This is a genomic window from Mycolicibacterium boenickei (genome assembly GCF_010731295.1).
Lineage (GTDB): Bacteria > Actinomycetota > Actinomycetes > Mycobacteriales > Mycobacteriaceae > Mycobacterium > Mycobacterium boenickei.
In genome coordinates this window covers 961,148-984,336 of record NZ_AP022579.1, presented here as the reverse complement: position 1 = coordinate 984,336, position 23,189 = coordinate 961,148, and the positions used below count along the sequence as shown (strand labels likewise).

The following is a 23,189-nucleotide window of genomic DNA, read 5'->3' as shown; positions in this document are numbered from 1 at the left end:
TTCCAGATAATAGAACACTGTTCTGTTAAAGTCGCGAACCGTGAACCGCTATGAATGCGTCGTCCGCCGCCACACCACGGCCTCGCCCCGGACCTTGTTCGCCATCGTGTCCGACGGGTCCCGGTGGTCGGAGTGGGCCAGGCCCCTGATTCCTTACTCGGCGTGGGAGACCCGGGGCCCGGCCGATGACGGTGGGGTCGGGGCGATTCGAGCGGTGGGCACCCGTAAGAAGCCGACCCGCGAGATGACCACGATCCACGAACCGGACCACAGGCACGGCTACACCATGCTGACCGACGGTCCGATCCGCGACTATCAGGCCGAAGTGACGTTCACCCAGGACGCGCACGGCACGCAGGTGACCTGGCGGGGCCGCTACGAGACCCGTTGGCGGGTGGTCGGGTTGGCCTACTGGCTGGTGCTTCGCGTGGTGCTCGGGACGCTGTCACGCAAGCTCGTCACGGCGGCGGAAGGTCGCTCCTAGGTCAACCGGAGCCGGTCGGACTCGGCTCGATGGGCTTCCAGCTGTTCGCGCGAGTAGTGGGTGCGCCACCCCGGCTGGCCGAAGCGTCGGCGAAGGGTGAAGTAGGTCGGACCGAAACGTCCTGAGATCGAACGCGGCATGGTCCGCCAGAAGGCGGCGTGCACCCGCCGTTCGAGTAGATCGATGTGCGTGGTCCGCAAGCCCATCTGGGCATGGAACTTCTCTGGCACCCCCGCGAGCACCCCGACGCGAAGGGTGCGGGTCAACGGCAGGGAGATCAAGCGCCACAGCGGCATCGGCACCAGGCCCCAGCCACGTGGCTTCGGTGGATGAAGGGCATGGTCGACGATGAACTGAACCTGAGGATTGACCTGCAAGGCATCCTCGACGATGGGCTGCCAATAGGCGACGAACTCGTCATAGGTGTCCGGCAGGCTGCGCACGCCGAACCGCCGTCCTACTTCGTTCAGGCCGCGATACGCCTCCTCGCGTTCCCGTTCATCGCGGAACAGTCCGAATTTGTCGGCGATGTCCAGGCCGCCCTTGAGGATTGAGCCCCAGGTCCAGTTCCACATGTCTTTGTTCCAGGCGTGGTACGAACTGCCGTCGGGCATGGAACCGGTGATCGGACGGTGCAGTTCGTGTAATCCGTGTGCCACGTCGTCGCTTTCGGGGCCGGCAAAGACGATGCCCATCACCATTTCGTAGGTGCTGATCAGCCGTCGGGATGCGGCTTGGAGTGTGGGCAGGTCCTCGGTGCCGTTGAGCGCGCGATCCTTTTCGCTGAGCACGTGGGCGATCCTGGGGTACAGCGTCGGCATGATCAGCGCGGGCACGTTGGCGTACAGCAACACCAACGGGTGCGCGCACACCCATTCACCGACCGTTCCGGGCGCCAGCGGGTCATCGACCGACCCGGCGGATGTGACGTCGGGGCGACGGGTTTCCGGGTCGACATCGGGCAGTTGTGTCACGACGGAACTCCTCATTGCGATCGGCGAACAAGTGAGAAAACGCCTGTCTTCTCATTCTGGCGCGACAATAGCACCGTCGTGTCCGGGGCGGTCAAATGCAGCTGGTCAGGTGTGGCGTTCGTCGGTGGTCAGAACCATCCGCGCCAGCAGTTCCCGTGCAGGTGGGGTGATATCCAGCAGAGTGGAGGCGGGCGCTGAGCCCAGATGTTGGACGACCAGTTCGTTGACTGCGCCGAGGGCACCGATCAGCAGGATCTGGTCGTCGGGCGTCGGCATCGGATCGGGTCCGCCCGGTCCGCGGACCCGGCGCAACCCTTCCACCATCGTCGCGGTGAAGTCGCGCAAACCCTGGGCGCGGCGCTCACGAATCCGGTCGGTGGAGGCGACGGCCTCCACCACCAGACTTTGCGTGAAAGCCGGATTGGCCGCGAGGGTGCCCAGATAGGTCGCCAGTCCCGCCTCGATCACCCCGGCCGCCGTCGTGGCCGCCGCGGCCGCTTCCCTCATGCGCTCCACGAGGATGTCGACCGCGGCATAGGTCGCGAGGAAGGCGGCCTCCTTGTCCGAGTGCAGCTCATAGAACGTCTTGGTGGAAATCCCGGCCCGGGTGGCGATTTCGCGCACGCTGGCCCCGGCGTAGCCGCGTTCGGCGACAACCTCGACGGTCGCCACCCGTACTCGCGTCTCCTGCGACCGGCGTACCTCGCTACGGGACAGCCCATGCCGGTGGCGCGGCAGTGCGCCGAGGGCGTCGTCCCGGCTGAGCCCGCGGATCCGTTCCGCGGGCTCAGGGGACTCGGCAGGGTCGGGCTCGGTCACCTCTTGCCCTACGGCTTGATCCGGATCCGGCCCGGCTTGTACAGCCCCGAATGTGTCGCCGTCCCAAGCTCGATGTTCGCCGGAGTCGCCTCGACGATGGTGTCGAACTTGCGCAGTGAACCCCAGTCGCGGCCCCAGTCCTTGTTCAGGTAGGTGGCCATCACGTGCTGGCGCAGCAGCAGGTCACTGATGCCCAGCAGACCGCCGTTGATGCCGTCCTCCCAGGTGTCGGTGTCCTTCATCTTGGCGTTGTAGTCCGGGGTGATCCGGAACTTCGGCACCTCGGTGACGCCGTTGGCGTGCAGCATGGGCTGTTGGCACGGGAACGCCAGTCCGACAGCCCAATCCATCAGCACCGGCTGCTGGGAGCCGATGTACTGCTGCACGGTCTTGACCTCGGGGACCCGGGGCGGCGTGACCGCGACCCAGTCGCCGGGGCTCAACGACTTGTCCTCGGCGATGACGCGGACGTACGTGGCGTCGGCCGGGATCTCGCTGCGGTCGAAGCGCAGGTTGCGCCACGACGGGATCGGCCCCAGGTCGTAGGGCACCACCCGACCAGCCGGCACCGCGACGCCGTCGGGCCCGGGCCGTCCGTACTCGAGCTCGACCGTCTGGCCTTCGGTGCGGCCGTTGAAAATGCTGTTGCCGGTGATGGTTCCGGCCGCCGTGACGACGACCAGCGGGTGGGCGGCGTCGGGTGCGGGCAGCTGGTACCAGGCCGAGGCCAGCTTGCTCACCTGCTGTCCAGGGCCTTCGGCGTAGCTGCCGGCCAGCGGCACCCGAGCCGGATCCAGCCCGTACGGCAGCGGCACGGTCGAGCCGTTGATGCCGGGGGTGTCCAGCTTGACGTCGGCGTTCCAGTCGGCGTCAATGCCCGGCATCGGCACGGTGATCCGAATCGCCTCGGCGACAATGTGGTCCGGCACGCCGTTCGGGGTGAACCCGGTCGGGGCGGTGCCGCCCAGCGGGCCCAGCGGGCCGTAGTCGCCCGGCGCCGGGGTGAGGAACCCGTCGTTGGTATCGGGTTCGACCAGCACGTCGTCGGCCAGGCCGCAGCCGCCGGCGAACGCACGCAGGTTGGACGACGCGTTGGAGTAGGTGCCGTCCTGACGGACCACCCCGTAGAGCATCGAACCGACGAACACCACCACCATGAACCCGGCCGCGATCGGCACCGGAGCGGTGGTCAGTGCCCGCGCCACCCGGCCCTCGGCCGACGGCCGCAGATGCAGCCAGTACGCCCACAACGCGGTGAGCGCGAACAGCGCGAAGAAGATGGCGCTCACGGTGATTCCGCCGATGTTGGGCTTGTCGTTGTTGAACGGCACGCCGTAGCTCGACACGTACCACCAGCCGTTGGTGGTCGCGAAGCACAGGGCAAGGACGAACAACACAGCCGACGTGAACGCCATCCGGTTGCGGGCCGAGCGCAGCACCGCGGGCCCGGCCACCACCGTCACCACCGCGGCCATCGCCGCACCCACCGCGGCAAACAGGCCGAAGTGGTGCACCCACTTGGTGGGGGTGAACATCAGGCAGAACATGGTGGCGAAGATGATGCCCATCAGCCGCCATACCGGCCCGCGGGCCACTCCGGAAATCCGCTTGCGCCGCAACATGATGAACAGCGACGCGAACAGGCTCAGCGCGGTGATGATGAAGCCGAAGCGGCGGGACAGCGAACCGTCGACGGTCGGCAGGATCAGGTAGTAGTAGCGCAGGTTCTCGGTGTACCACTCCTGGCTCGGGCCGATCGCGGTACGAATCCTGGTGGCCTCCAACACTGTTGCCAGCGTCTGGTCGGCGAACACCACGGTCAGGATCACGGTTCCGGCGGCCAGCAGCGGCAGCACCAGCGGCCACACGCCCAGCGTGCGGCCACGACGCACCAGGATGCGCAGCAGCGGACGACCACCGGCGAGCAGTGCGGCGACGGCGATCAGGCCGGTCGGCTGGATGCCGAGGGTGAAGGCCGCGGAGATGATCGCCAGCGCGGCCGGTGTGAGCCGTCCGGAGATGATGGCCCGCTCGATCAGCACGTAGGTGATCAGTGCGCCGGTGGCGATCTGGCCTTCGGGGCGCAGGCCGTTGTTGAACGGCATCCAGGCCGCCATCAACACCAGGCCCGCCGCCCAGAGCGCGGGCTTGGAGGCGATCACCGCGGGCCCGAGGCGCGGCAGCACCTCACGCGACAGCAGCAGCCAGCAGACCAGCGCGCAGATCAGGTCGGGCAGGCGCATCCAGATGCTGGCATCGCTGACATGGGTCATCAGCGCGAGCAGGTTGTAGAACCAGCCGAACGGGTCTTCGGGACTGCCGAACCAGCGGAAGTAGTTCGACATGTAGCCGGCATGGTCGGCCACCCGCGCCATCTGCAGGATGTAGCCGTCGTCCGACGAGTTCGCCCCGATCACATGCCAGGACAGGAACCCGCCGACCACCACCACGTCGACAGCGCTGAACGTGCGCCAGCGCGACGGGATCAGGTGGTGCATGCGCCGTCCGTCGAGCCGGTCCAGCCGCCACAGCGCGAGCACCGCGACCACGGTGGCGGCGATGCCGAGCAGGATCGCCGCCAGCTTGAGCGGGGTGGGCTTGGAGGTGAACCGGGTGTCGATCGTGGCCGACAGGGAAAGCCCTTGCGGGGCAGGCCCGCTCAGTTCGGTGAAGACACCGACGATCTGGGGCCGCAGGTTCGGGTCGGCGAAGCCGGTGCGCAGCTCCTTGCCGTCCGTGCCGGTGAGCCCGACGAAGGTGGCGAAGGTGCCTGCGTCCGACGAGGTGATCTCGATCCGTTGGCAGGCCGGGGAATTGGCCTTCTCCCGCGAGACGCTGGCGATCACCACGTTGCGGTCGGTGATGTCGACGCGCTTGCTGTTGACGTGGATGAACAGCGCGTTGAGCGCGGCCTGCCTGCCCTCCTTGGGCGCGGTGCCCAGCACCATGCCGCCCTCGGGCGGCATCGACCGGATCACCTCACACGGCACCGTCACCGACATGGTGACCGGAGTCTGGGTGATCAGCGGCGCGGTGACGTTGCTCAGCTGACCCTGCTGGGGCCAGTTCAACGTGGCGGTGGTCTGCACCACCGGCAGCAGCGGTGTCGCCACCGCACACAGGAACCCGATGAGACCGGCGATCATCGCGACCCAGCGGGTCAGCTGAACGCCCTTGTCAGCGCTGTGTTCGCGCACGGTCGTCGTCATGGGAGGGCTCGGATCGGTCCGGGCCGGCTGAAGCCGAACACTCGCTGGGTTCCTTCATCGATGTTGGCGACGGGCGCCTGCCCGGCGGGCACCACCGGGTCGTATTTCTCGATCGAGCCCCAGTCCCGGTACCAGTCGTCACGCAGATACGTCGGAATGGTCGACGTGCGCAGCAGCGCCTGGATGAAGAGGAAGGGACCACCCTTTTGGGCGGACTGCCACATGTTCGACGACACCACCACTTGCTTGACGTTGGGAAGGATGCGGTACTCCGGCAGCTCGGCCACGCCGAGACGTTCGGAGAACGGGCGCTGGCAGGGGAAATTCGCGGCGGTCGCGATGTCCATCAGCACCGGGGTCTGCGCGCCGAGGAACTGCTGCGCGGTCTGCAGGGTCGGCACCCGCGGCGGGGTGAAGCCGAACCACTGATCCTCGGAGAGGTTCGGGTCGTCGGCGACGATCCGCGCCACGTTGGCCTCCGGCGGCGCCCAGGCGAGCGGGAAACGCAGGTTGCGCCAGGCGTATTGGGCGAACACGTCGATCGGCTGCACGGCGTCGAGGGCCTGGAAGCTGCCGTCGGGACGGTGCACGCCCCACTGCAGTTTCAGCGACTGGCCGTAGTGGAACTCGTGTTCTTCGTCGTAGTACCAGATGGCGCCGGCGGCGGCGACCGTCACCAGCGGCCGGTCCGCAGTGCGCGGCGGCAGTTGGTACCAGGCCGAGGTGGCCTTGGCGGCCACGGTGTTCTCCTTGTAGCTGCCCATCACCGGCGTGTGGGCCGGGTCGAGGCCGAACGGCAGGTACACGCGGGAGCCGTTGACGCCGACCGGTCCGTAGCCGCCGCCGGTACCGGCCGCGTAGGCGATGCCGACGTTCGGCTTGTTGGGTGAGCCGTCGGAGTTGACGGTGCCGGGGTTGGCGACGACGGGCTTCGGCGGTTCGAGCGTGTCGCTGATCCCGTTGGGAGTGAAGCCGACCGGGTTCTCGCCGCCGAGCGGTCCGTACTCGCCGTAGGTCTGGCCTTCCACCGGCTGCAGCATGCCCGCGTTGGTGTCGGCCTCGACGAGGACGTCGTCGGCCATGGCGCAGCTGTCCGAGGACAGGCCCGAGGTCAGCGCCGACAGGTTGGCCTTGGCGGTGGTGTAGACGGGGTAGCGCTGGACGAAGCCCTTGGTCATCGAGCCGACTTCGAGCACCACCATGATCACGGCGACCACCAGCAGGGGCGTCGACGCCAGCACCCGGTTGCGCCGGGTGTTGGCCACCTCGGTGTGCCCGGCGTAGTCGATGCGGAAGTGCAGCCAGCCGGCCAGCACCGCGGTGATGATGGCCAGCGCCAAGAAGATCGTGGTGACCGGGAATCCGGCGATCACCGGTTGGCGGTCGAACCACGGGACGCCGTAGTTGCCGACGTAGAACCAGCCGTTGATGCCGGAGGTGGCCCAGGCGAGCACGAACAGCAGTGCGGTGACGTAGAGCGCCAGGTTGCGTCGGCTGTGCAGGCCCACCAGGGCGAAGGCGAATGCCGTCACCGCGCCGAGCGCCGCGGCCAGTCCGGCGAAGGCGCCGAACTGTACGGCCCACTTGGTCGGGGTGAAGTGCAGCAGGAGCAGGCCGATCGCGGTGGTGCCGATCAGACGCCAGACCGGTCCGCTGGCGATTCCGGGTACGTGGCCCTTGCGCAGCAGCAGCGCGATCATGCCGAACAGGCACAGCATCATGGCCAGCACGGCGAACCGTCGGGTCAGTGAGCTGTCGACCGAGTCCTCGACCGTCAGGAAGTAGTAGCGCAGGAATTCCTGGTACCAGGAGATGGTCGGGCCGACGGTGTACTTGATGCGGGCCGATTCGGCGACGCTGGCCAGGGTCTGGTCGCGGAAGATGACGACGAAGATCAGGGCGGCCGAGCCGGCGAGCGCGGCGAGGGCGGGCAGGGCGATGCGCCGGCTGCGGATGATGCCGACGACGCTGCGCGCACCGACCAGCAGCGGCGCCACCGCGATGATGCCCTGCGGGGCCAGCGTCACGCTGAACGCGGCGACGATGATCGCCAGGGCGGTGGGCCACAATCTGTGCGTTCCGATGGTCGTCTCGACGAGCGCCCACACCGCGAGCACGCCGAACGCGATGAGCGGTTCGGGGCGCAGGCCGTTGTTGAACGGGAACCAGGCGGCCAGGAACACCGCTCCCGCGGTCCACATGGTGACCCGGTTCAGTGCCACCCGCCGACCGAGCCGGGGCAGCACCCAGCGGCTGAGCAGCAGCCAGGTGCCGATCGCGGCCAGGGTGGCGGGCACGCGCATCCAGACGCCCGCGGTGCTGATCGCCGCGAAGTGGGCGAGCACGGACTGGTACCAGTCGAACGGGGCCTCGGTGGCGCCGAAGTAGCGGAAGTAGTTGGCGGTGTAGCCGGCGTCGGCCGATACCCGCGCGATGGTCAGGTTGTAGCCGTCGTCCGATGAGATGGCGCCGATGACGTGCCAGAGCAGCAGGCCGCCGATGACGCCGATGTCGGCGATCCAGGTCGCGACCGGAACCTTGACCAAGCGCTTCCACGCCCCGCCCACGTGATGTCCGCCGCGCCGGTCGAGGACGGCCAGCGCGATGATCGAGGCCACCACGCACACCACACCGAGGGTCATCACCAGCAGCTTGAGCGCGGTCGGCGAGGTGATGAACCGGGTGTCGATGTCGACGCGTGCGCTCAGCCCGGGCTGCGGCGTCATCTTCAGGTCGGTGAACAGGCCGGCGACCTGAGGCTTCTTCTCCACCGGAGCGGTGCCGGTGGCGCCGGGGATGCCCACGAAGTCGGCGCCAACGCCGCCGAGGTTCGCCCACAGGTGCATCGCGCTGCAGGCGCCGGCGTTGATCGCGGCGCGGGGAGCGACGGCGGCCACCGAATCCCGGAATGCGACCACCACGGTTTCGGGGTTGGCGCGCACAAACAGCCCGTTGCGGCTGGCGTCGATGCCGCCCGCCGGGATGGTGGAGAACACCAGGCCGCCCTCGGCGGGCAGCGTGGCGATCGCCGAGCACGGAATCGACACGTCCAGGGACTGCGGGGCGCCCGACACCAGCGGGGCCGTCACCGAGGTGACGTTTCCGGCGGCGTCGGTGCCCTGCGGCCACAGGACGGTCGCAGTGGTCTGTTTGACGGGCAGCAGCGGCACCAGCGCGCACAGCACCACACCCGCGATGCCCGCGACGATGGCGATCAGGCGTGCGATGCCCACAACACGGTCGGTTGGCTCATCGGAAGGCACGAGGCTCGATGTTATGCGACCCGTATGTGAGCCCCGGTTCTCCGTCGCCCTTTTGGTGAGTGTGTGTGCGAACTTCTAATCAAGCGGCGTCACCGAGACGGCGCAGGACCCCTGCGGGCAGGCGCACCCGGATTCGGGCTCGCAGGTGCTTGTGCGGCGGATTGCTGCTTGATGGTGACTGCAATTCGCCGCGTAGTGCTCGGCACCTGGCCCCCGAAGGCGGCGCCTAGCTGTGTCGTAGCGGTGCCGGGCTCCACAGTCCACTGCGGATCGCGGTGCCCAGGTCCAGACGGGCCGGTTCGGCGTCCGGGTACCACGGGGTGAGCCGTTGCAGCGAGCCCCAGTCCCGGAACCAGTCGTCTTTCAGATACGTCGGCACGCTCGATGGCCGCAGCAGTAGCTCGGAGATGCCCAGCGGGCCACCGCCGAGGTAGTCCATCACCGGCGAGTTGGCCTCGGCGCCGAAGCGGTCGGGCAGGATCCGCCACTTGGGCACCTCGGTGACGCCGTATTGATGACCGAACGGCCGCTGGCACGGGAACGCCAGGCCTACGAGCCAGTCCAGCAGCACCGGGTCCTCTGATCCGACCACGTCCTGCAGGGTGCGCAGCTCCGGGATCCGCGGCGGGGTCACCGCGATCCAGTGCTGCGGGGCCAGGTCGTCGTCGGAGGCGACCAGGCGGATCTGGGTGGCCTCGCGCGGGATGGCGGCCATCGGGGCGCGCAGGTTGCGCCAGGCCGGCGCTGCGCCCACGTCGGCGAATCCGACGCCACCACCGGGCTTGTTCTCGGCGGCCTGGGCATCGGTGGCCCACTGCACCACGACCTCACCCGGATCGAAGCGGCCTGCGGCCGAGACGACCAGTAGCGGACCGGCCTTGTCGCGGTCGGGCAGCCGGTACCAGGCCGAGCGCATGATCGCGGGCTGCTGGGTGCCGGCTCGCCAGCTGCCCAGCACCGGGGTGGTGGCCGGGTCGAGGCCGTAGGGCAGGCGGGCCCGGGATCCGTTGACCCCGGCGGCCGCGGTGGTCCCGCCCTCGGTGCCCACCTCGCTGCCGGTCACGGTGCCGGAGTCGGTGTCGGCGAAGTTGCCCGCGCCGGGCTGTTCCATCACCGGGTCGGCCGAGACGTCCGAGGGGATGCCGTTGGGGCCGAATCCCTGCGCGGTGACCGCGCCGAGGGCCTGTCCGGGCGGTTCGCTGATCGGTGCCAGCAGTCCGGCGTTCGCGTTCTCCTCGACCATGACGTCGTTGGCCAAGCCGCACGTCTTGCCGGTGAGCGCTTCGAGGTTGGAGCGCCCGACCGACCAGGCCGGGTACTGGGCCGTCATCGCCAGGGTCAGGGATACCACCTCGAACATCACCAGCAGCCACGCGGCGATCGCCAGCGGCGATTGCACGATCCGTTGCCAGCGCTTCTGCGGCCCGTCCGGGGATTCGTCGCGGTCGGTGAAGTGGAACCAGGCCGCCAGCAGCAGGGCCAGCACCGAAAGCCCCAGCAGCATGGTGGTGAATCCGAAGTGCCACTCGGGGAACGAGTTGGACCAGGGCACTCCGAAGTTGGAGACGTACCACCAGCCGTTGACGGTCGCGAACGACAGCGCCATGACGAACAGCACGAGCGCGGCGAACATCGACCGGTTGCGCCGGGACTTCATCGCCGCGGCCGTCACCGCGACCGCGGCCAGTGCGCCGAGCGATCCGGCCAGCCCGGCGAACACGCCGAAGTGGTGGGTCCATTTGGTCGGGGTGAACATCATCGCCAGGAACGAGATGATCGTGATGCCGATGATGCGCCGGCTCGGACCGGCGGCGGTGCCGGGGATGCGGCCCTTGCGCAGGGTCATCGCCACCGAAACCGTCAGTGCCACCAGCAGGGTCAGCACCGCGAAGCGTCGCGCCACCGAACCGTCCGGGCTGCTGGTGAACAGCCGCGAGTAGCGGATGTGTTCGTCGAACCAGGCCAGGCTGGGGCCGACGGCGGATTTGAAGGTGCTGGCCTGCAGCTCACCGGCCAGGGTCTGGTCGCGGAAGATCAGGATGATCGTCACGGTGCACGCGGCCAGGATCGGGGCCAGCAGCGGCAGATGCCCGAAGCGTGAAGTATGCCGGGCGACAATGGTTTTCAGCGGTCCCACGGCGACCAGCAGGGCGCCGACGGCGGCGATGCCGGTGGGGCCGGAGAACAGGGTCAGCGCGCCGATGATGATCGCGACGGCCACCGGCAGCATCCGGTTGGTGGCCACGCCGCGTTCCACCGAACACCAGGTCAGCAGGATGCCGAGGGCGATGATCGGTTCGGGCCGCAGGCCGTTGTTGAGCGGCAGCCAGAACGCCAGGAACATGCCCGCGGCGGTCCAGGCGGCCGCGCGGTTGGTCTTGACGGCGCGACCGAGTCGCGGCAGCACTTCGCGGCTGATCACCCACCAGCAGGCCAGAGCCATGAGCAGGGTCGGGAGCCGGAGCCAGATGCTGGACGTGGACACGTGGGCCCACAACGCCAGCAGGTCGTAGTACCAGCCGAACGGGGCTTCGGGAGTGCCGAACCAGCGGTAGTAGTTGGCCATGTAACCGGCATGCTCGGACACCCGGGCCATGGTCAGGATGTAGCCGTCGTCGGACGTGTTGGCCCCGACGAAGTGCCACCACACCAGCACCGCGGTGACCAGTCCGTCCAACGGTGTCATCGACCACCAGCGGGGCGGCAGGAAGTGTCGGTGCCGGACGCCGTCGGCGGTGTCGAGGCGATGCAGCGCGCCCAGCGCGATCACGGTCATCGCGACGCCGATGATCATCGCCAGCATCTTGAGCAGCGTCGGGGCACTGCTGTAGCGGGAGTCGATGGTGGCCGAGAACTTCAGGCCCTCGGGTGCAGGCCCGGACAGGTCGGTGAAGACGCCGACGATCTGTGGCCGGAAGTCGTAGCCGCCGCGCTCACCGCGCAGGGGTGCGTCGGGGTGGTCGGCGGTGGCGCTGGCGTCACCCTGGGTCAGCCCGACGAATTCGCCGGTCACCTTGTCGGCGTGCGCGGTGAATGTGAGTGTCTGGCAGGCCGGGTTGAGCACCGCATCCAACGGCGCGCTGACCACCGGGGTGTTGCGCACGATGACCAGCAGGTCGTTGTTGACCCGCTCGATCAGCAGGCCGCGGTCGATGGCCTTGGGTGCCTGTTTGGGGACGGTGGATAACAGGACAGTGCGACCGCGGTTCTCCGGTCCGGCCAGCCCGGCGGCGGCCTGGCACGGCACGCTGATGGTCAGGTCGGTGGCGACGTACCCGATCAGCGGCGCGTTGACGCTCTGCCAGGTGCCGTTCTGCGGCCAGTTGAGCTGGGCGGTGGTCTGTTTGACCGGAAGCAGCGGTGTCGCCACCGCCATCAGTACGCCGAGCAGACCGGCGACGATCGCGATGAGCCGCACCGTCCGGTGGTTGCTGCCGGCGGTTCCCTGCGGTCCCGTCACGGGCTCTGATGCTATCGGCGTATCAGCGCCGGAATTAATGGCCATCGGGAACGGGCTTTCTGATCGCCAGGACGAACGGGCCGATGTCGGTCACCTCGAAACGTGGATCTTTGAACAGTGCTGCGTCGAGCGCCACGTGGTAGCGGCGCACGTTCGGCTGGTTGGGGTAGACGTCGGAGGCCAGACGCAACGTGTAGGTGTCGTTGGCGCCGTGGCGCATCAGGAACACTGTGGGCGCCTTCCAGGGCATTTCGTCGAGTGCCTTGACGAACTGGTCGGCCGTGCTGAGCGTGGCCCAGCCCTCGATGGCCTTGGCCCGCTTGTCGAACTCGGCCAGTGGGTTGGCGTAGTGGGACGTCAGCCCCTGGAACCCGTAATAGGGGTAGTACGACAGGAAGCTGTAGTCGGCGGTCAACACCACGGTCTGGTTGCGCGGCACCCCGGTGACCTCGGCGATCTTGGCGTCGATCTCGCGGTAGTAGCGCTCGGCGCCGGGAGCCCGGCGGTCGGCCCGCTGGCCGGTGCCGTCGGTGTCGGTGTAGGCCACGTTGATGTCGGGGCGCAGCACGTCGGGGATGTCCTGGCTGAATGTGATGGCGCCGATCGCGCCGACGGCGGCGGCCGCGGTGATCACGCGGCGTGCGGTTTCCGGCTGGTACCGCCTGGCGATCGCCTGTGCCGTCTCGATGAACCCGAACGCCCCGGCGGTGGTGAGCAGCACGGTCAGCGCGGGCTGCAACCGGAACGACAGCAGGGTGGTACCGGCCAGCGTGGTCAGCATCGACAGCAGGGACCAGGCGTAGACGGCGAGCACCGCGACGGCCAGCGCGCCGGCCCGCGTCGAACTGCGCGCCCGGACCACCAGCCACAGCGTGCCGAGCATGCACAGCGCGCCGAGCAGCGTGAAGCTGAGCATCGGGAAGGTCAGTTGGGCGCCGGCGTCGGGAAGGTAGTGCTGGGCGGTGCCCTTCTCCGCGGGTTGACCGCGCATCGCGGCCAGCAGGTACGGGCCCCAGGTGATCAGGGCGATGAGCCCCGAGATCACGGCGATGACCGCCAGCCGCAGCAGCGGGTCGATGCTGCGGCGCGCGACGGCGAGCACCAGTGCCATGAATGCCAGCGTGAAAGCGCAGTACGCCAGCAACAGGGTGTAGAAGAGGGCGGCGAAGCCGAGGAAGATCCCGACGCCGATGACGGCGGCCCAGCCGCCGTTGCGGGTCTTGCCCCGTAGACCGGACCAGGCCAGTACGAACACCGGCGGCAGCAGCACGGTGATGATCGCGGCGTAGGGCTCGGTGGAGGAGTAGGCCAGCATGGCCGCGGTGCTCGCGGTGGTGACGATCAGCGCGTACTCGAAGCGAACCATGGTTGCCCACAACACGAATGCGAGTGCGACGGCGATGGTGATCGAGACGATGGACCAGGGCTTGAACATCTCCCAGGCCGGGGTGTCGGTGGCGGCGGCGATGCGCCCGCCCATCCAGAACCAGCCGGCCGGGTAATAGGGCGGCAGGCCGAAGTAGGTCATGTCGTTCAGGCCGGGGGCGTCGGCCAGCCGGGTCAGGTATTCGGTGCGGAACTGCTGGTCGACCGAGACCCCGAACAGGTACAGCTTGGTGGCGCCCAGCGGCATCGCCAGGGTGACCACCGAGAACGCCGACAGGAAGATCAGCGCGGCCAGCCGGGCCAGGGTGCGCCGGCCCCGGCGCCAGATCACCCCGGCGGCCAGGATTCCGGCCAGCGAGCCGACCTGGCCGACCGTGGTGAGCGCGTGCAGCTGGTTGGACGTGTTGTAGGCCGGCCATTGGACCTGGGCGATCGCGGCGATCGACACCCCGGCCACCGCCGAGGCGAGCATCAGGGCGATCACCATGTGTCCGATGACCCTGGCCGGACGCACCTGCATTAGATAGGAAGCTTGCGGAAGATGGGCCGCGGGATGTGCCGCAGAACCATCATCACGTAGCGGAACGCACCTGGCGCCCAGACCAGCTCCTTGCCCTTGGCCGAAGCCGTGACGGCCAGTTCGGCGACGTATTCCTTGTCGACGGTCAGCGGAGCTTCCTTGACGTGCGCACTCATCCGGGTGCGCACCTGGCCCGGTCGGATCACCAGCACCTTCACGCCGAATTCGCGCAGCGCCTCGCCGAGGCCGAGGTAGAACCCGTCGAGCCCGGCCTTGGTCGAGCCGTAGACGAAGTTGGACCGGCGGACCCGCTCACCCGCGGCCGAGCTCATCGCGATGATCTGGCCGTAGCCCTGGGCCCGCATCTTCTCGCCGACCAGGACGCCGACGGAAACGGCTGCGGTGTAATTGATTTCGGCGATCTGCACGGCCTTGCGCTGGTTCTGCCACAGCTCCTCGGCGTCGCCGAGCAGGCCGAACGCGACGATCGCGACATCGACGTCGCCTGCGCTGAATGCCTTGTCGATCACGTCGGGGTGGCTGGCCGTGTCGACCGCGTCGAAGTCGATGACTTCCACCGAACTGGCGCCGGCGTTGCGCAACTGGGCCACCGCATCGTCGCGGCCCGGATCGCCGGGCAGGGCGGCCAGCACGATGCGGGCCGACGCGTCGCGCAGATAGCGCTCACAGATCGCGAGCCCGATCTCTGAAGTGCCGCCGAGCAGCAGAATCGTCTGGGGGTTACCTACGGCGTCGAACACCATCTAGCGCAGCTCCAAGCCTCGTGGGACATCGTGACGAGGGTACCGTGCGTCCCCTCCCTCGAAGCCGAACGTCCAGGCCAGGGGATTGGCGCTCAGAAGTAGTGGTCGAGCGCGAGGTCGTCGAGCAGTCCGAGCTCGATGGGTGTCCAGCCGAACCGCTCCCTGGTGTGCGTGCTCGATGCGGGGGCGTCGAGCGAGAAGAACCCGCCGATCCATCCGAAATGCTCCATTGCCGCGTCGGGGGAGATGCTGGTGACGGGCAGTCGCAGTTGCTTGCCGATCATCCCGGCGATGTCGCGGACCGGGATGCCCTGCTCGGCGACAGCGTGCAGTCGCGAGCCCGGTGGCGCCGATTCGACGGCAAGCCGGATCAATCGCGCGGCGTCGAGGCGGTGCACGGCCGGCCAGCGGTTGGACCCGTCGCCGGGATAGCCGGATTCGCCCCTTTCCTGGGCGATCTCGATGAGCCGCGGCACGAATCCGTGGTCGCCCGGCCCGTGTACCGAGGCTGGCAGCCGCACCACGGATGAGCGCACGCCGCGGTCGGCGAACGTCAATGCCGTCGCCTCGGAGACGCGCGGCAAACCGGGCGTCACCGCGTCGTCCTCGGTTGCGACCTCGCCCAGCCGGACGCCTGTGGTGCCGGAGGCCACGACCAGCGGCCGGTCCGACCCGGCCAGTGTCTGGCCGAGTGCCTCGATGGCGCGGCGGTCGATCTCGCTGACGGCGGCGAACTCGTCGAAGTCGTGTACGAAGGCCAGGTGGATGACGCCGTCGGCGGCCTGTCCGCCGGAGCGGAGGCTGTCCAGGTCGTTCAGGTCGCCGCGGTGCACGTCGGCGCCTGCCGTGCGCAGGGCTGTCGCCGACTCGTCGGACCTGGCCAGGCCGACGACCTGATGGCCGGCCCCGATGAGCTCGGCTACGACGGCAGAGCCGATGAAGCCGGATGCGCCGGTGACGAATATCCGCATGGGAACCTCCGAGTGATGTCAGTTGCTGTCATCACGACCATACGCCCGATGCCAGCGACTGTCATCACCTAGAATCTCCGGATGGCGCGATGGGAACCCAATGCTCGTGGCCGGCTGGAAGAGGCTGCGCTCGAGCTGTTCGGGGAGCAGGGCTTCGAGAAGACCGTCGTCGCCGAGATCGCCGAGCGGGCCGGGCTTACCGAGCGGACCTACTTCCGTTACTTCGCCGACAAGCGTGAGGTTCTGTTCTGGGGTGAGCACCTGCTGAGCGACACCCTCGTGGGCGCGGTTGCGGACGCGCCGGAGTCGGCCTCGGCGCTGGAGATGGTCAGGGCGGGGCTGGGAGCCGTTACGGGGATCTTCGTCGAACGGCGGGACCACGCCCGCCGGCGGCAAGCTGTGATCGACGCCAATCCGGGTTTGCAGGAGCGTGAGCTTGCCAAGCTCGCCGCGCTCGCCGCTGCCACCGCCGAGGCCCTGCGTGCGCGCGGCATTCCTGAGCCCGCTGCCAGCCTGGCCGCACAGACCGGCATCGCGGTGTTCAAAGTGGCTTTCGGGCAATGGGTCTCGGCATCCGACGGCCCGGATTTGGCTGATGTGATCGACGCGGCGTTCGCCGAGCTCAAAGCCGTCGCCGCCAACTGACGCGCGGTCGCCGGCAACCTCGTTCGAAAATTCGACCGCAGACCCTTGACCGCATTTCCTACACGACGTAGCTTTTCCCTACACCGTGTAGGAAATGGGGGAGATCATGACGATCCGCGACTGGCTGACGTTGCCCGAGACGGAGCCGGGGGAGGACTACGGCTTCTTCGGTCCCGATTCGATGACGTGGAAGGTGTGGAGCTACCCCACCTCGTTGTCGATCGGGTTCCAGCGCGCCGTCGTCATCGAAGAACTCGACCCGGCACTCGTCGCGGCGGTCGACAAGACCCACGAGATCTACTCCCGCCCGCGCACCCGGTATGACCGGACGCTGCGCTACTTCGCCATGGTGGCATTCGACGACAGCCGCTCGACCACCAAGGCCGCCGACGTCCTGGTGAAGATCCACTCCAAGGCCATCGGCACGGACCCGGTCACCGGGAAGACCTACGACGCCAACGATCCCGACTCGCAGCTGTGGATTCACCTGACCGCGTGGCATTCCATCCTGGTGGCCTATGAGAAGTACGGGCCCGGCCGACTCTCGCCGGAAGAGGAGTTGCAGTACTGGCGGGAATGCGCGCTCGCCGCCGAGCTGCAGACCTGCGATCCGTCCGACATTCCGCTGACCCGCGAAGGCATCCGCGAGTACTTCGAGAAGATGCGGCCCCAGTTGATCGGCTCGGACATCGCCCGGCAGGCCATGCATCATCTGCTCGGCGCCGAGGTGATGTTGCCCAAGATGCCGCTGCTGCTGCGGCCGGGGACCAAGGTGATCACCGCGTTCCTGCGCCGCGGCACTCTGGCGACCATGCCGCGCTGGATGCGAAAGATGGCCGGGCTCAGTACGTCCCGCGTGCTCGACGCGCTGGTGGTGCCCCCGCTGAGTGCCTCTTTCACCCTGATCGCCATGAGTAAGCGGCTCCAGCTGATTCTGCTTCGCCTGCTGTCCCCGGCCACCCTGCCGATCGGCGCGCGGGTCCTGCTGTCGGTTCCGCCCAAGGATCCGATCACCACGACACCGCGCGAGGCCCAACGCCGCTTCGGCTATGACGCGCCGAGCCAGGCGCACTTCACTCTTCGTGAACGCCAGCAGGTCCGCGTGTTCGGCGAGGGGATTGCACCGAGTGACGAGGGCATCGTGGAGTCCCAGCCGATTCTCGGCGGGATCGGCAAGTGATCAAGAATCTTCTCGATTACCGGTTGAGCATCCGGCAACTCGTCTACCTTGCGATCGTGGTGGGCGCCCCGTACTTCGTGATCGGCATGGTGTGGGCCCTCACCCACAGCGATCACATTGTCGGGCTGACGGGTTTGGACAAGCTGTTCTCGTTGTTGGGCGAGATCGTCGCGTGGCCGGTACTGATCATCGCGAATGTCTCTCTCACATGAACCGAGCCGCAATCGCCAACCGCGGCCGCGCCGAACACCTGGGCCCGGACCGGCGCCGGCCACAGGTCCTCGACACCGCGTTGGAGATCGCCGCGCAGCAGGGCCTGGCCGACGTGACGATGGGAAACATCGCCAGCCGTCTGGGGGTCACTCGGCCGGTGGTGTACGCCTGCTATCCCGGGCGCGGGGAAGTGCTTGCCGCACTGCTGGATCGGGAAACCGACCAGGTGCTGGCCAGCCTGCTCGAACTGCTGCCGCCGCAGCGCACCGGCTCGATCGAGCAGCTGTTCGTCGACGGGTTCCGCGCGCTGCACAGCACCGTGCGTGAGCGTCCGGCCTCGTGGCGCATCATGTTCGGGGCCGACCCCGACCCGGTGCTCACCGCCGCCATCGCGCGCGGACGGGAGCGCCTCCGCGGCCAGCTCGCCACGGTGATGCGCCCGCTGCTGGAGCGGTGGCAGGTTGCCGATCTCGACGTGACACTGCCGATGCTGGTCGAGGTGTTCCTGGCGATCTGCGAAGCGGCAATCCGGAAGATGCTCACCGACGACGATTCGGCGTTGGTGGCGGAGACCTTCGGCAAGGCCGCCTACCGGGCCATGCGGGCAAAGGCCCAGTGACACAACAACACCCCGCGAGCCGAAGCTCGCGGGGTGTCGTTGTTACTAACTGATCAGACGTCGAACCGGTCGGCGTTCATCACCTTGTTCCAAGCGGCGACGAAGTCCTTGACGAACTTCTCCTTGGAATCGTCCTCGGCGTACACCTCGGCCAGGGCCCGCAGCTGCGAGTTCGAGCCGAACAGCAGGTCGACGCGGCTGGCGGTGTACTTCTGCGCACCGCTGGCCCGGTCGGACCCGATGTAGGTGCCGTCATCGGCAGGCGACGGGGCCCACTTGATGCCCATGTCGGTCAGGTTGACGAAGTAGTCGTTCGTCAGCTGGCCCTTCTTGTCGGTCAGCACACCGAGATCCGTGCCACCGTGGTTGGCACCGAGCACGCGCAGGCCACCGATCAGCACGGTGAGCTCCGGACCGGTCAGGCCCAGCAGGTTGGCCTTGTCGATGATCCGGTACTCCGGCGGCAGCGGATCGCCCTTGCCGACGTGGTTGCGGAACCCATCGGAGAGGGTTTCCAGCCACGCGAACGACTCGACGTCGGTCTGGTCCTGGGTGGCGTCGCCGCGACCCGACAGGAACGGCACGGTGATGTCGAATCCGGCGTCCTTGGCTGCCTTTTCGATACCGACGGCACCGCCGAGGACCACCAGGTCGGCGAACGACACCCCAGTGTCGGAGGCGGCCTGGATCTCCTCGAGCTTGCGGATCACCTGGGCCAGCTCGTCGGGCTCGTTGGCCTCCCAGCCCAGCTGCGGCTGCAGCCGGATCCGGCCGCCGTTGGCGCCGCCGCGCATGTCGCTGGAACGGAACGACGATGCTGCCTTCCAGGCCGTCGAAACCAGCTGCTGGACAGTCAGACCCGAGTCGGCGATGGCGGCCTTGAGCGTGTCGACATCGGCATCGCTCAGGGGCTTGCCGGCCGGGATGACGTCCTGCCACAGCCAGGTCTGCTTGGGCACCAGCGGTCCGAGGTAGCGGTTCACCGGACCGAGGTCGCGGTGCAGCAGCTTGAACCAGGCCTTGGCGTATTCCTCGGCCAGCTCCTCGGGGTGGTCGAGCCAGCGGCGGGTGATCTTGCCGTAGATCGGATCGAACCGCATCGACAGGTCGGTCGTCAGCATCGACGGGTGGGTCTTGCCGGTGCCCTGCGCCATCGGCACCGAGTTGGCCCAGCCGTTGTCCTTGGGCTTCCACTGGTTGGCGCCCGCGGGGCTCTTGGTCAGCTCCCACTCGTTGCTGTAGAGGATCTCCAGGAACGAGTTGTCCCACTTGGTGGGGGTGTGGGTCCAGGTGACCTCGATGCCGCTGCTGACGGTTTCGTTGCCGACGCCGGGGTTGGCCCAGCCCAGGCCCATCTGCTCGAGCGGTGCGGCCTCGGGCTCCACGCCGTTCTCGATGTCGGTGGCGCCGTGGGTCTTGCCGAAGGTGTGGCCACCGACGATCAGGGCGGCGGTCTCGATGTCGTTCATCGCCATCCGGCCGAAGGTCTCGCGGATGTCGATGGCCGCGGCCAGGTAGTCCGGATTGCCCTCGGGGCCTTCAGGGTTGACGTAGATCAGACCCATGTGGCTGGCGGCCAGCGGGTTCTCCAGCTTGGTGCGGTCGCTGCTGCCGGCGTAGCGGTCCTGCGACCCGAGCCACTCGGCCTCGGCGCCCCAGTAGATGTCCTCCTCGGGCTCCCAGAAGTCCGGGCGTCCGAAGGCGAAGCCGGCGGTCTTGAAGCCCATGTGCTCCATCGCCCGGTTGCCTGCGTAGACGATCAGGTCGGACCACGAGATCTTCTTGCCGTACTTCTTCTTCAGCGGCCACAGCAGGCGACGGGCCTTGTCCAGGCTGACGTTGTCGGGCCAGCTGTTCAGCGGGGCGAAGCGCTGCATACCGCGTCCGCCGCCACCGCGGCCGTCCTGCACCCGGTAGGTGCCGGCGGCGTGCCACGACATGCGGACGAACAGCGGGCCGTAGTGACCGAAGTCGGCCGGCCACCACTCCTGTGAATTCGTCAGCAGCTCATCGAAATCGCGCTCGAAGGCCTCGAAATCGAGGGTCTTGACGGCCTCGCGGTAGTCGTAGCCCTCGTCCGACGGGTCGATGGCGGGCGGGTTCTTCTGCAGGATCTTCAGGTTGACCGCGTTGGGCCACCAGTCACGGTTGCTGCCGCCCTCGACGGGAGGCTTGATCCGCATCGGACAGCCGCTTTCGGCGGGTTCGGTTTGTGCTTCACCAATCGGGGGGTGCGTTTCGGCGTCGGCCATGACAAATCCTTTCCGGGGCTGGCGGGTTAAGGGTTATTTCGTTGGAGCAGTGGAACATTCGGGGCAAGTACCCCAATAGATAACCTCGGCTTCATCGATCTCGTAGCCGTGGTCGTGAGACGCGGTCAGGCATGGGGCCGACCCAGCCGCGCAATCCACGTCGGCGATTGCGCCACACGATCGGCACACGACGTGGTGGTGGTTGTCGCCGATACGTGATTCGTATCGGGCGACCGAACCGGATGGTTGGATGCGCCGCACCAGTGCTGCTGCGGTCAGCGCATGCAACGAGTCATACACGGCCTGGTGGGAGACCTCGGGCAGGTCTTCACGCACCGACCGGATGATCGTCTCCGTATCGGCGTGCGGGTTCGCATGGACCGCGTGCAGCACCGCCACTCGAGGGCGGGTCACACGCATGTCGGCGCTTCGCAGCATCTGCTGGAAGTCCGCGGTTGTCGCCACGGACCGAAGTCTTGTCCCTTTTCTGGAATTAGTCAAGAATAAAATTCTCGCGAATCCGAGGGAAACAGTGAGGCGACCTACACCGGGTCGGCGACCGCTTGACGGCGCCGGGCGGCCAGGAGCTAGACGAGCTCCAGTCGGCGCGCCATGTCGGAGACGAACAGGCCGTCGGGATCCACCTTGCGGCGCACCGCCAGCCACTCCTCGATCCGCGGATACATGGCGTGGAACGTCTTCGCGGTGGTCCGCGAGTCCTTGGCGGTGTAGAGCCGTCCACCGAATTCCATTACCCGGCGGTCGAGTTCGGTCAGGAACTCGCTGAGGCCGGGCTTGATTTGGAAGTCGACGCAGACGTTCCAGCCGGGGATCGGGAAGCTCAGCGGCGCCTGGTTGCCGGGGCCGAACAGCTTGAACACGTTGAGGAACGAGTAGTGCCCCGAGCGCTGGATGTCGATCATGATGCGCTTGAACTCGTCGACGGCCTCGGTGGGCACCACGAACTGGTACTGGGTGAAGCCGACGGAGCCGTAGGCGCGGTTCCATTCCCCGACCATGTCCAGCGGGTGGTAGAACTGCGTCAGGTTCTGGGCCTTGCCGCGGTAGGTCTTGCCGAGCCGGTACCAGACCTCGGTCATGGCGCCGAAGATCAGCTTGTTGCCCAAACCGTTGGGGAAGATGTCCGGTGTGGTGAAGTACTGCGGCGCATCGAATTTCAGCGGATCGCGCCGCAGGTTCGGGGGCAGCTGGTCCAGTTTCGCCAGCGAGCCGCGAGAGATCACCGCGCGACCCAGCTTGGGCGGGGCGCTCATCGCGTCGAACCAGGCCGACGAGTACGTGTAGTTGTCCTCGGTGCCGTCGCTGTGGAACTCGATGGTCTCGTCGAGGCCGTGGGTGACGTCGCCGTCGGCGATGAAATACGCAGTCTCCGTGGGGGTCATCTCGATGGTGGCCCGCAGCACGATGCCGGTCAGTCCGTTGCCGCCGACCGTCGCCCAGAACAGTTCGGCTTCGGGGCCGTCCGGGGTGAGCTTGCGGATCTCGCCAGTGGCGGTCAGCAGGTCGATCGAGCGGACGTGGTTGCCGAAACTGCCGGCGCTGTGGTGGTTCTTGCCGTGGATGTCGCAGCCGATGGCGCCACCGATGGTCACCTGCCGGGTGCCCGGCAGCACCGGGACCCACAACCCGTGCGGCAGTGCGGCCCGCATCAACTGGTCGAGGTTCACCCCGCCGTCCACGTCGACCAGCTTGGTGCCGGCGTCGATCGAGTGGATCTGGTTGAGCGACGACATGTCGATGACGAGTCCGCCGCCGTTCTGCGCGTTGTCGCCGTAGGAACGCCCCAGCCCGCGGGCGATCACGCCCCGGCCCTTCTGCTCGGCAGCCCGGGTCACGGCCTTGACGATGACCTCGGGATCGCTGGTTGAGAGCACCTGTGCCACGGTCGGTGCGGTCCGGCCCCAGCCTGTCAGGCGCTTGGGAGTGGTCGGCAAATCGGTAGTCGACATCGCAGAGAAGCGTACCCGGCAGTAGTCGGGCCCGGATCTCAGTGGAGCTTGAAGATCACCGCGCGCTGCACGATGAAGTTGATCACCGTGGCGGTGCCCTGGGCGATCACGAACGCCACCGGAACCGCCCACGACCGGTAATCGGCCAGGTGGAGGACCAGGTGATTCAGCCCGACCTGGACGGCGAAGGTGACCAGGTAGAGCGCCCACACCGCGATGAACCGCGCCGTGCTCGGCGGTGCCTGGAACGTCCAGCGCCGGTTGATGAGGTAGGCGGTGGTGGTGCCGGCGATGAAACCGATCGTCTTGGCCAGGTCGACCTGTAACCCGAAGGCCTTGTAGAGCAGGACGTAGAGCCCGAAGTCCACGATCGCCGACAACCCACCGGTCACGACGAACCGGAACGCCTGCGTTTTCAGGTCAAGGGTCGGCGACATCACGGGCTCAGCCACCCAGGCAG

17 protein-coding genes are annotated in these 23,189 nt (G+C 67.7%); 5 read left to right on the top strand and 12 right to left on the bottom strand.

What is annotated here, in order from left to right; genetic code table 11:
• Nucleotides 1–40: 40 nt before the first annotated feature.
• The gene (locus G6N57_RS04495) at nt 41–484 is read left to right on the top strand and encodes an SRPBCC family protein (protein ID WP_162563945.1); all 444 of its coding nucleotides are present in this window, start codon (nt 41–43) and stop codon (nt 482–484) included.
• Here G6N57_RS04495 and G6N57_RS04490 read toward each other — a convergent pair.
• The 8 genes from G6N57_RS04490 to G6N57_RS04455 form a co-directional block, all read right to left on the bottom strand.
• Nucleotides 481–1,458: an oxygenase MpaB family protein gene (locus G6N57_RS04490; protein WP_162563944.1), complete on the bottom strand. Its 978-nt coding sequence runs from the start codon at nt 1,456–1,458 to the stop codon at nt 481–483. The genes G6N57_RS04495 and G6N57_RS04490 overlap by 4 nt on opposite strands.
• A gap of 105 nt (nt 1,459–1,563) precedes the next feature.
• Nucleotides 1,564–2,277: a TetR/AcrR family transcriptional regulator gene (locus G6N57_RS04485; RefSeq protein WP_077740670.1), complete on the bottom strand. Its 714-nt coding sequence runs from the start codon at nt 2,275–2,277 to the stop codon at nt 1,564–1,566.
• Nucleotides 2,278–2,285: 8 nt separating this feature from the next.
• Nucleotides 2,286–5,486: an arabinosyltransferase domain-containing protein gene (locus tag G6N57_RS04480; protein ID WP_077740669.1), complete on the bottom strand. Its 3,201-nt coding sequence runs from the start codon at nt 5,484–5,486 to the stop codon at nt 2,286–2,288.
• Nucleotides 5,483–8,749, bottom strand: a complete 3,267-nt coding sequence (locus G6N57_RS04475; RefSeq protein ID WP_407665963.1) for an arabinosyltransferase domain-containing protein — start codon at nt 8,747–8,749, stop codon at nt 5,483–5,485. The genes G6N57_RS04480 and G6N57_RS04475 overlap by 4 nt, the downstream gene beginning before the upstream one ends.
• Before the next feature lie 226 nt (nt 8,750–8,975).
• Complete coding sequence (locus G6N57_RS04470; RefSeq protein WP_407665962.1) at nt 8,976–12,254, bottom strand: arabinosyltransferase domain-containing protein; 3,279 nt, start codon at nt 12,252–12,254, stop codon at nt 8,976–8,978.
• Nucleotides 12,244–14,115 (bottom strand): galactan 5-O-arabinofuranosyltransferase, encoded by a 1,872-nt coding sequence (locus tag G6N57_RS04465; protein ID WP_077740667.1) that lies wholly within the window; start codon nt 14,113–14,115, stop codon nt 12,244–12,246. The genes G6N57_RS04470 and G6N57_RS04465 overlap by 11 nt, the downstream gene beginning before the upstream one ends.
• Nucleotides 14,115–14,879 (bottom strand): decaprenylphospho-beta-D-erythro-pentofuranosid-2-ulose 2-reductase, encoded by a 765-nt coding sequence (locus tag G6N57_RS04460; RefSeq protein WP_077740666.1) that lies wholly within the window; start codon nt 14,877–14,879, stop codon nt 14,115–14,117. The genes G6N57_RS04465 and G6N57_RS04460 overlap by 1 nt, the downstream gene beginning before the upstream one ends.
• A 92-nt stretch (nt 14,880–14,971) precedes the next feature.
• Nucleotides 14,972–15,850: an SDR family oxidoreductase gene (locus G6N57_RS04455; RefSeq protein WP_077740665.1), complete on the bottom strand. Its 879-nt coding sequence runs from the start codon at nt 15,848–15,850 to the stop codon at nt 14,972–14,974.
• A gap of 81 nt (nt 15,851–15,931) precedes the next feature.
• On the opposite strand from G6N57_RS04455, the gene G6N57_RS04450 reads away from it, so the two are divergent.
• The 4 genes from G6N57_RS04450 to G6N57_RS04435 all read left to right on the top strand — a co-directional run bounded on the left by G6N57_RS04450 (nt 15,932) and on the right by G6N57_RS04435 (nt 18,507).
• Complete coding sequence (locus G6N57_RS04450) at nt 15,932–16,495, top strand: TetR/AcrR family transcriptional regulator (RefSeq protein WP_077740664.1); 564 nt, start codon at nt 15,932–15,934, stop codon at nt 16,493–16,495.
• Between the two features lie 94 nt (nt 16,496–16,589).
• Entirely contained in the window at nt 16,590–17,675 is a 1,086-nt protein-coding gene (locus G6N57_RS04445) for an oxygenase MpaB family protein (protein ID WP_077740663.1), read from the top strand.
• Complete coding sequence (locus G6N57_RS04440) at nt 17,672–17,887, top strand: hypothetical protein (RefSeq protein ID WP_075923146.1); 216 nt, start codon at nt 17,672–17,674, stop codon at nt 17,885–17,887. Before G6N57_RS04445 ends, G6N57_RS04440 begins: the two co-directional genes overlap by 4 nt.
• Nucleotides 17,884–18,507 carry a TetR/AcrR family transcriptional regulator gene (locus G6N57_RS04435; protein ID WP_077740662.1) on the top strand — a complete coding sequence of 208 codons (624 nt, stop codon included), beginning with the start codon at nt 17,884–17,886 and terminating at the stop codon, nt 18,505–18,507. The genes G6N57_RS04440 and G6N57_RS04435 overlap by 4 nt, the downstream gene beginning before the upstream one ends.
• A gap of 53 nt (nt 18,508–18,560) precedes the next feature.
• On the opposite strand, the gene katG is transcribed toward G6N57_RS04435, so the two are convergent.
• From katG to G6N57_RS04415, 4 genes are all read right to left on the bottom strand, one after another.
• Nucleotides 18,561–20,759, bottom strand: a complete 2,199-nt coding sequence (gene katG, locus G6N57_RS04430) for a catalase/peroxidase HPI (RefSeq protein ID WP_077740661.1) — start codon at nt 20,757–20,759, stop codon at nt 18,561–18,563.
• 33 nt (nt 20,760–20,792) lie between these two features.
• Nucleotides 20,793–21,197, bottom strand: a complete 405-nt coding sequence (locus tag G6N57_RS04425; RefSeq protein ID WP_077741924.1) for a Fur family transcriptional regulator — start codon at nt 21,195–21,197, stop codon at nt 20,793–20,795.
• A 149-nt stretch (nt 21,198–21,346) separates the two neighbouring features.
• Nucleotides 21,347–22,729, bottom strand: coding sequence for a decaprenylphosphoryl-beta-D-ribose oxidase (locus tag G6N57_RS04420; protein WP_077740660.1), 1,383 nt, complete (start codon nt 22,727–22,729; stop codon nt 21,347–21,349).
• 38 nt (nt 22,730–22,767) lie between these two features.
• Nucleotides 22,768–23,166: a GtrA family protein gene (locus G6N57_RS04415; RefSeq protein ID WP_077740659.1), complete on the bottom strand. Its 399-nt coding sequence runs from the start codon at nt 23,164–23,166 to the stop codon at nt 22,768–22,770.
• Nucleotides 23,167–23,189 lie beyond the last annotated feature (23 nt).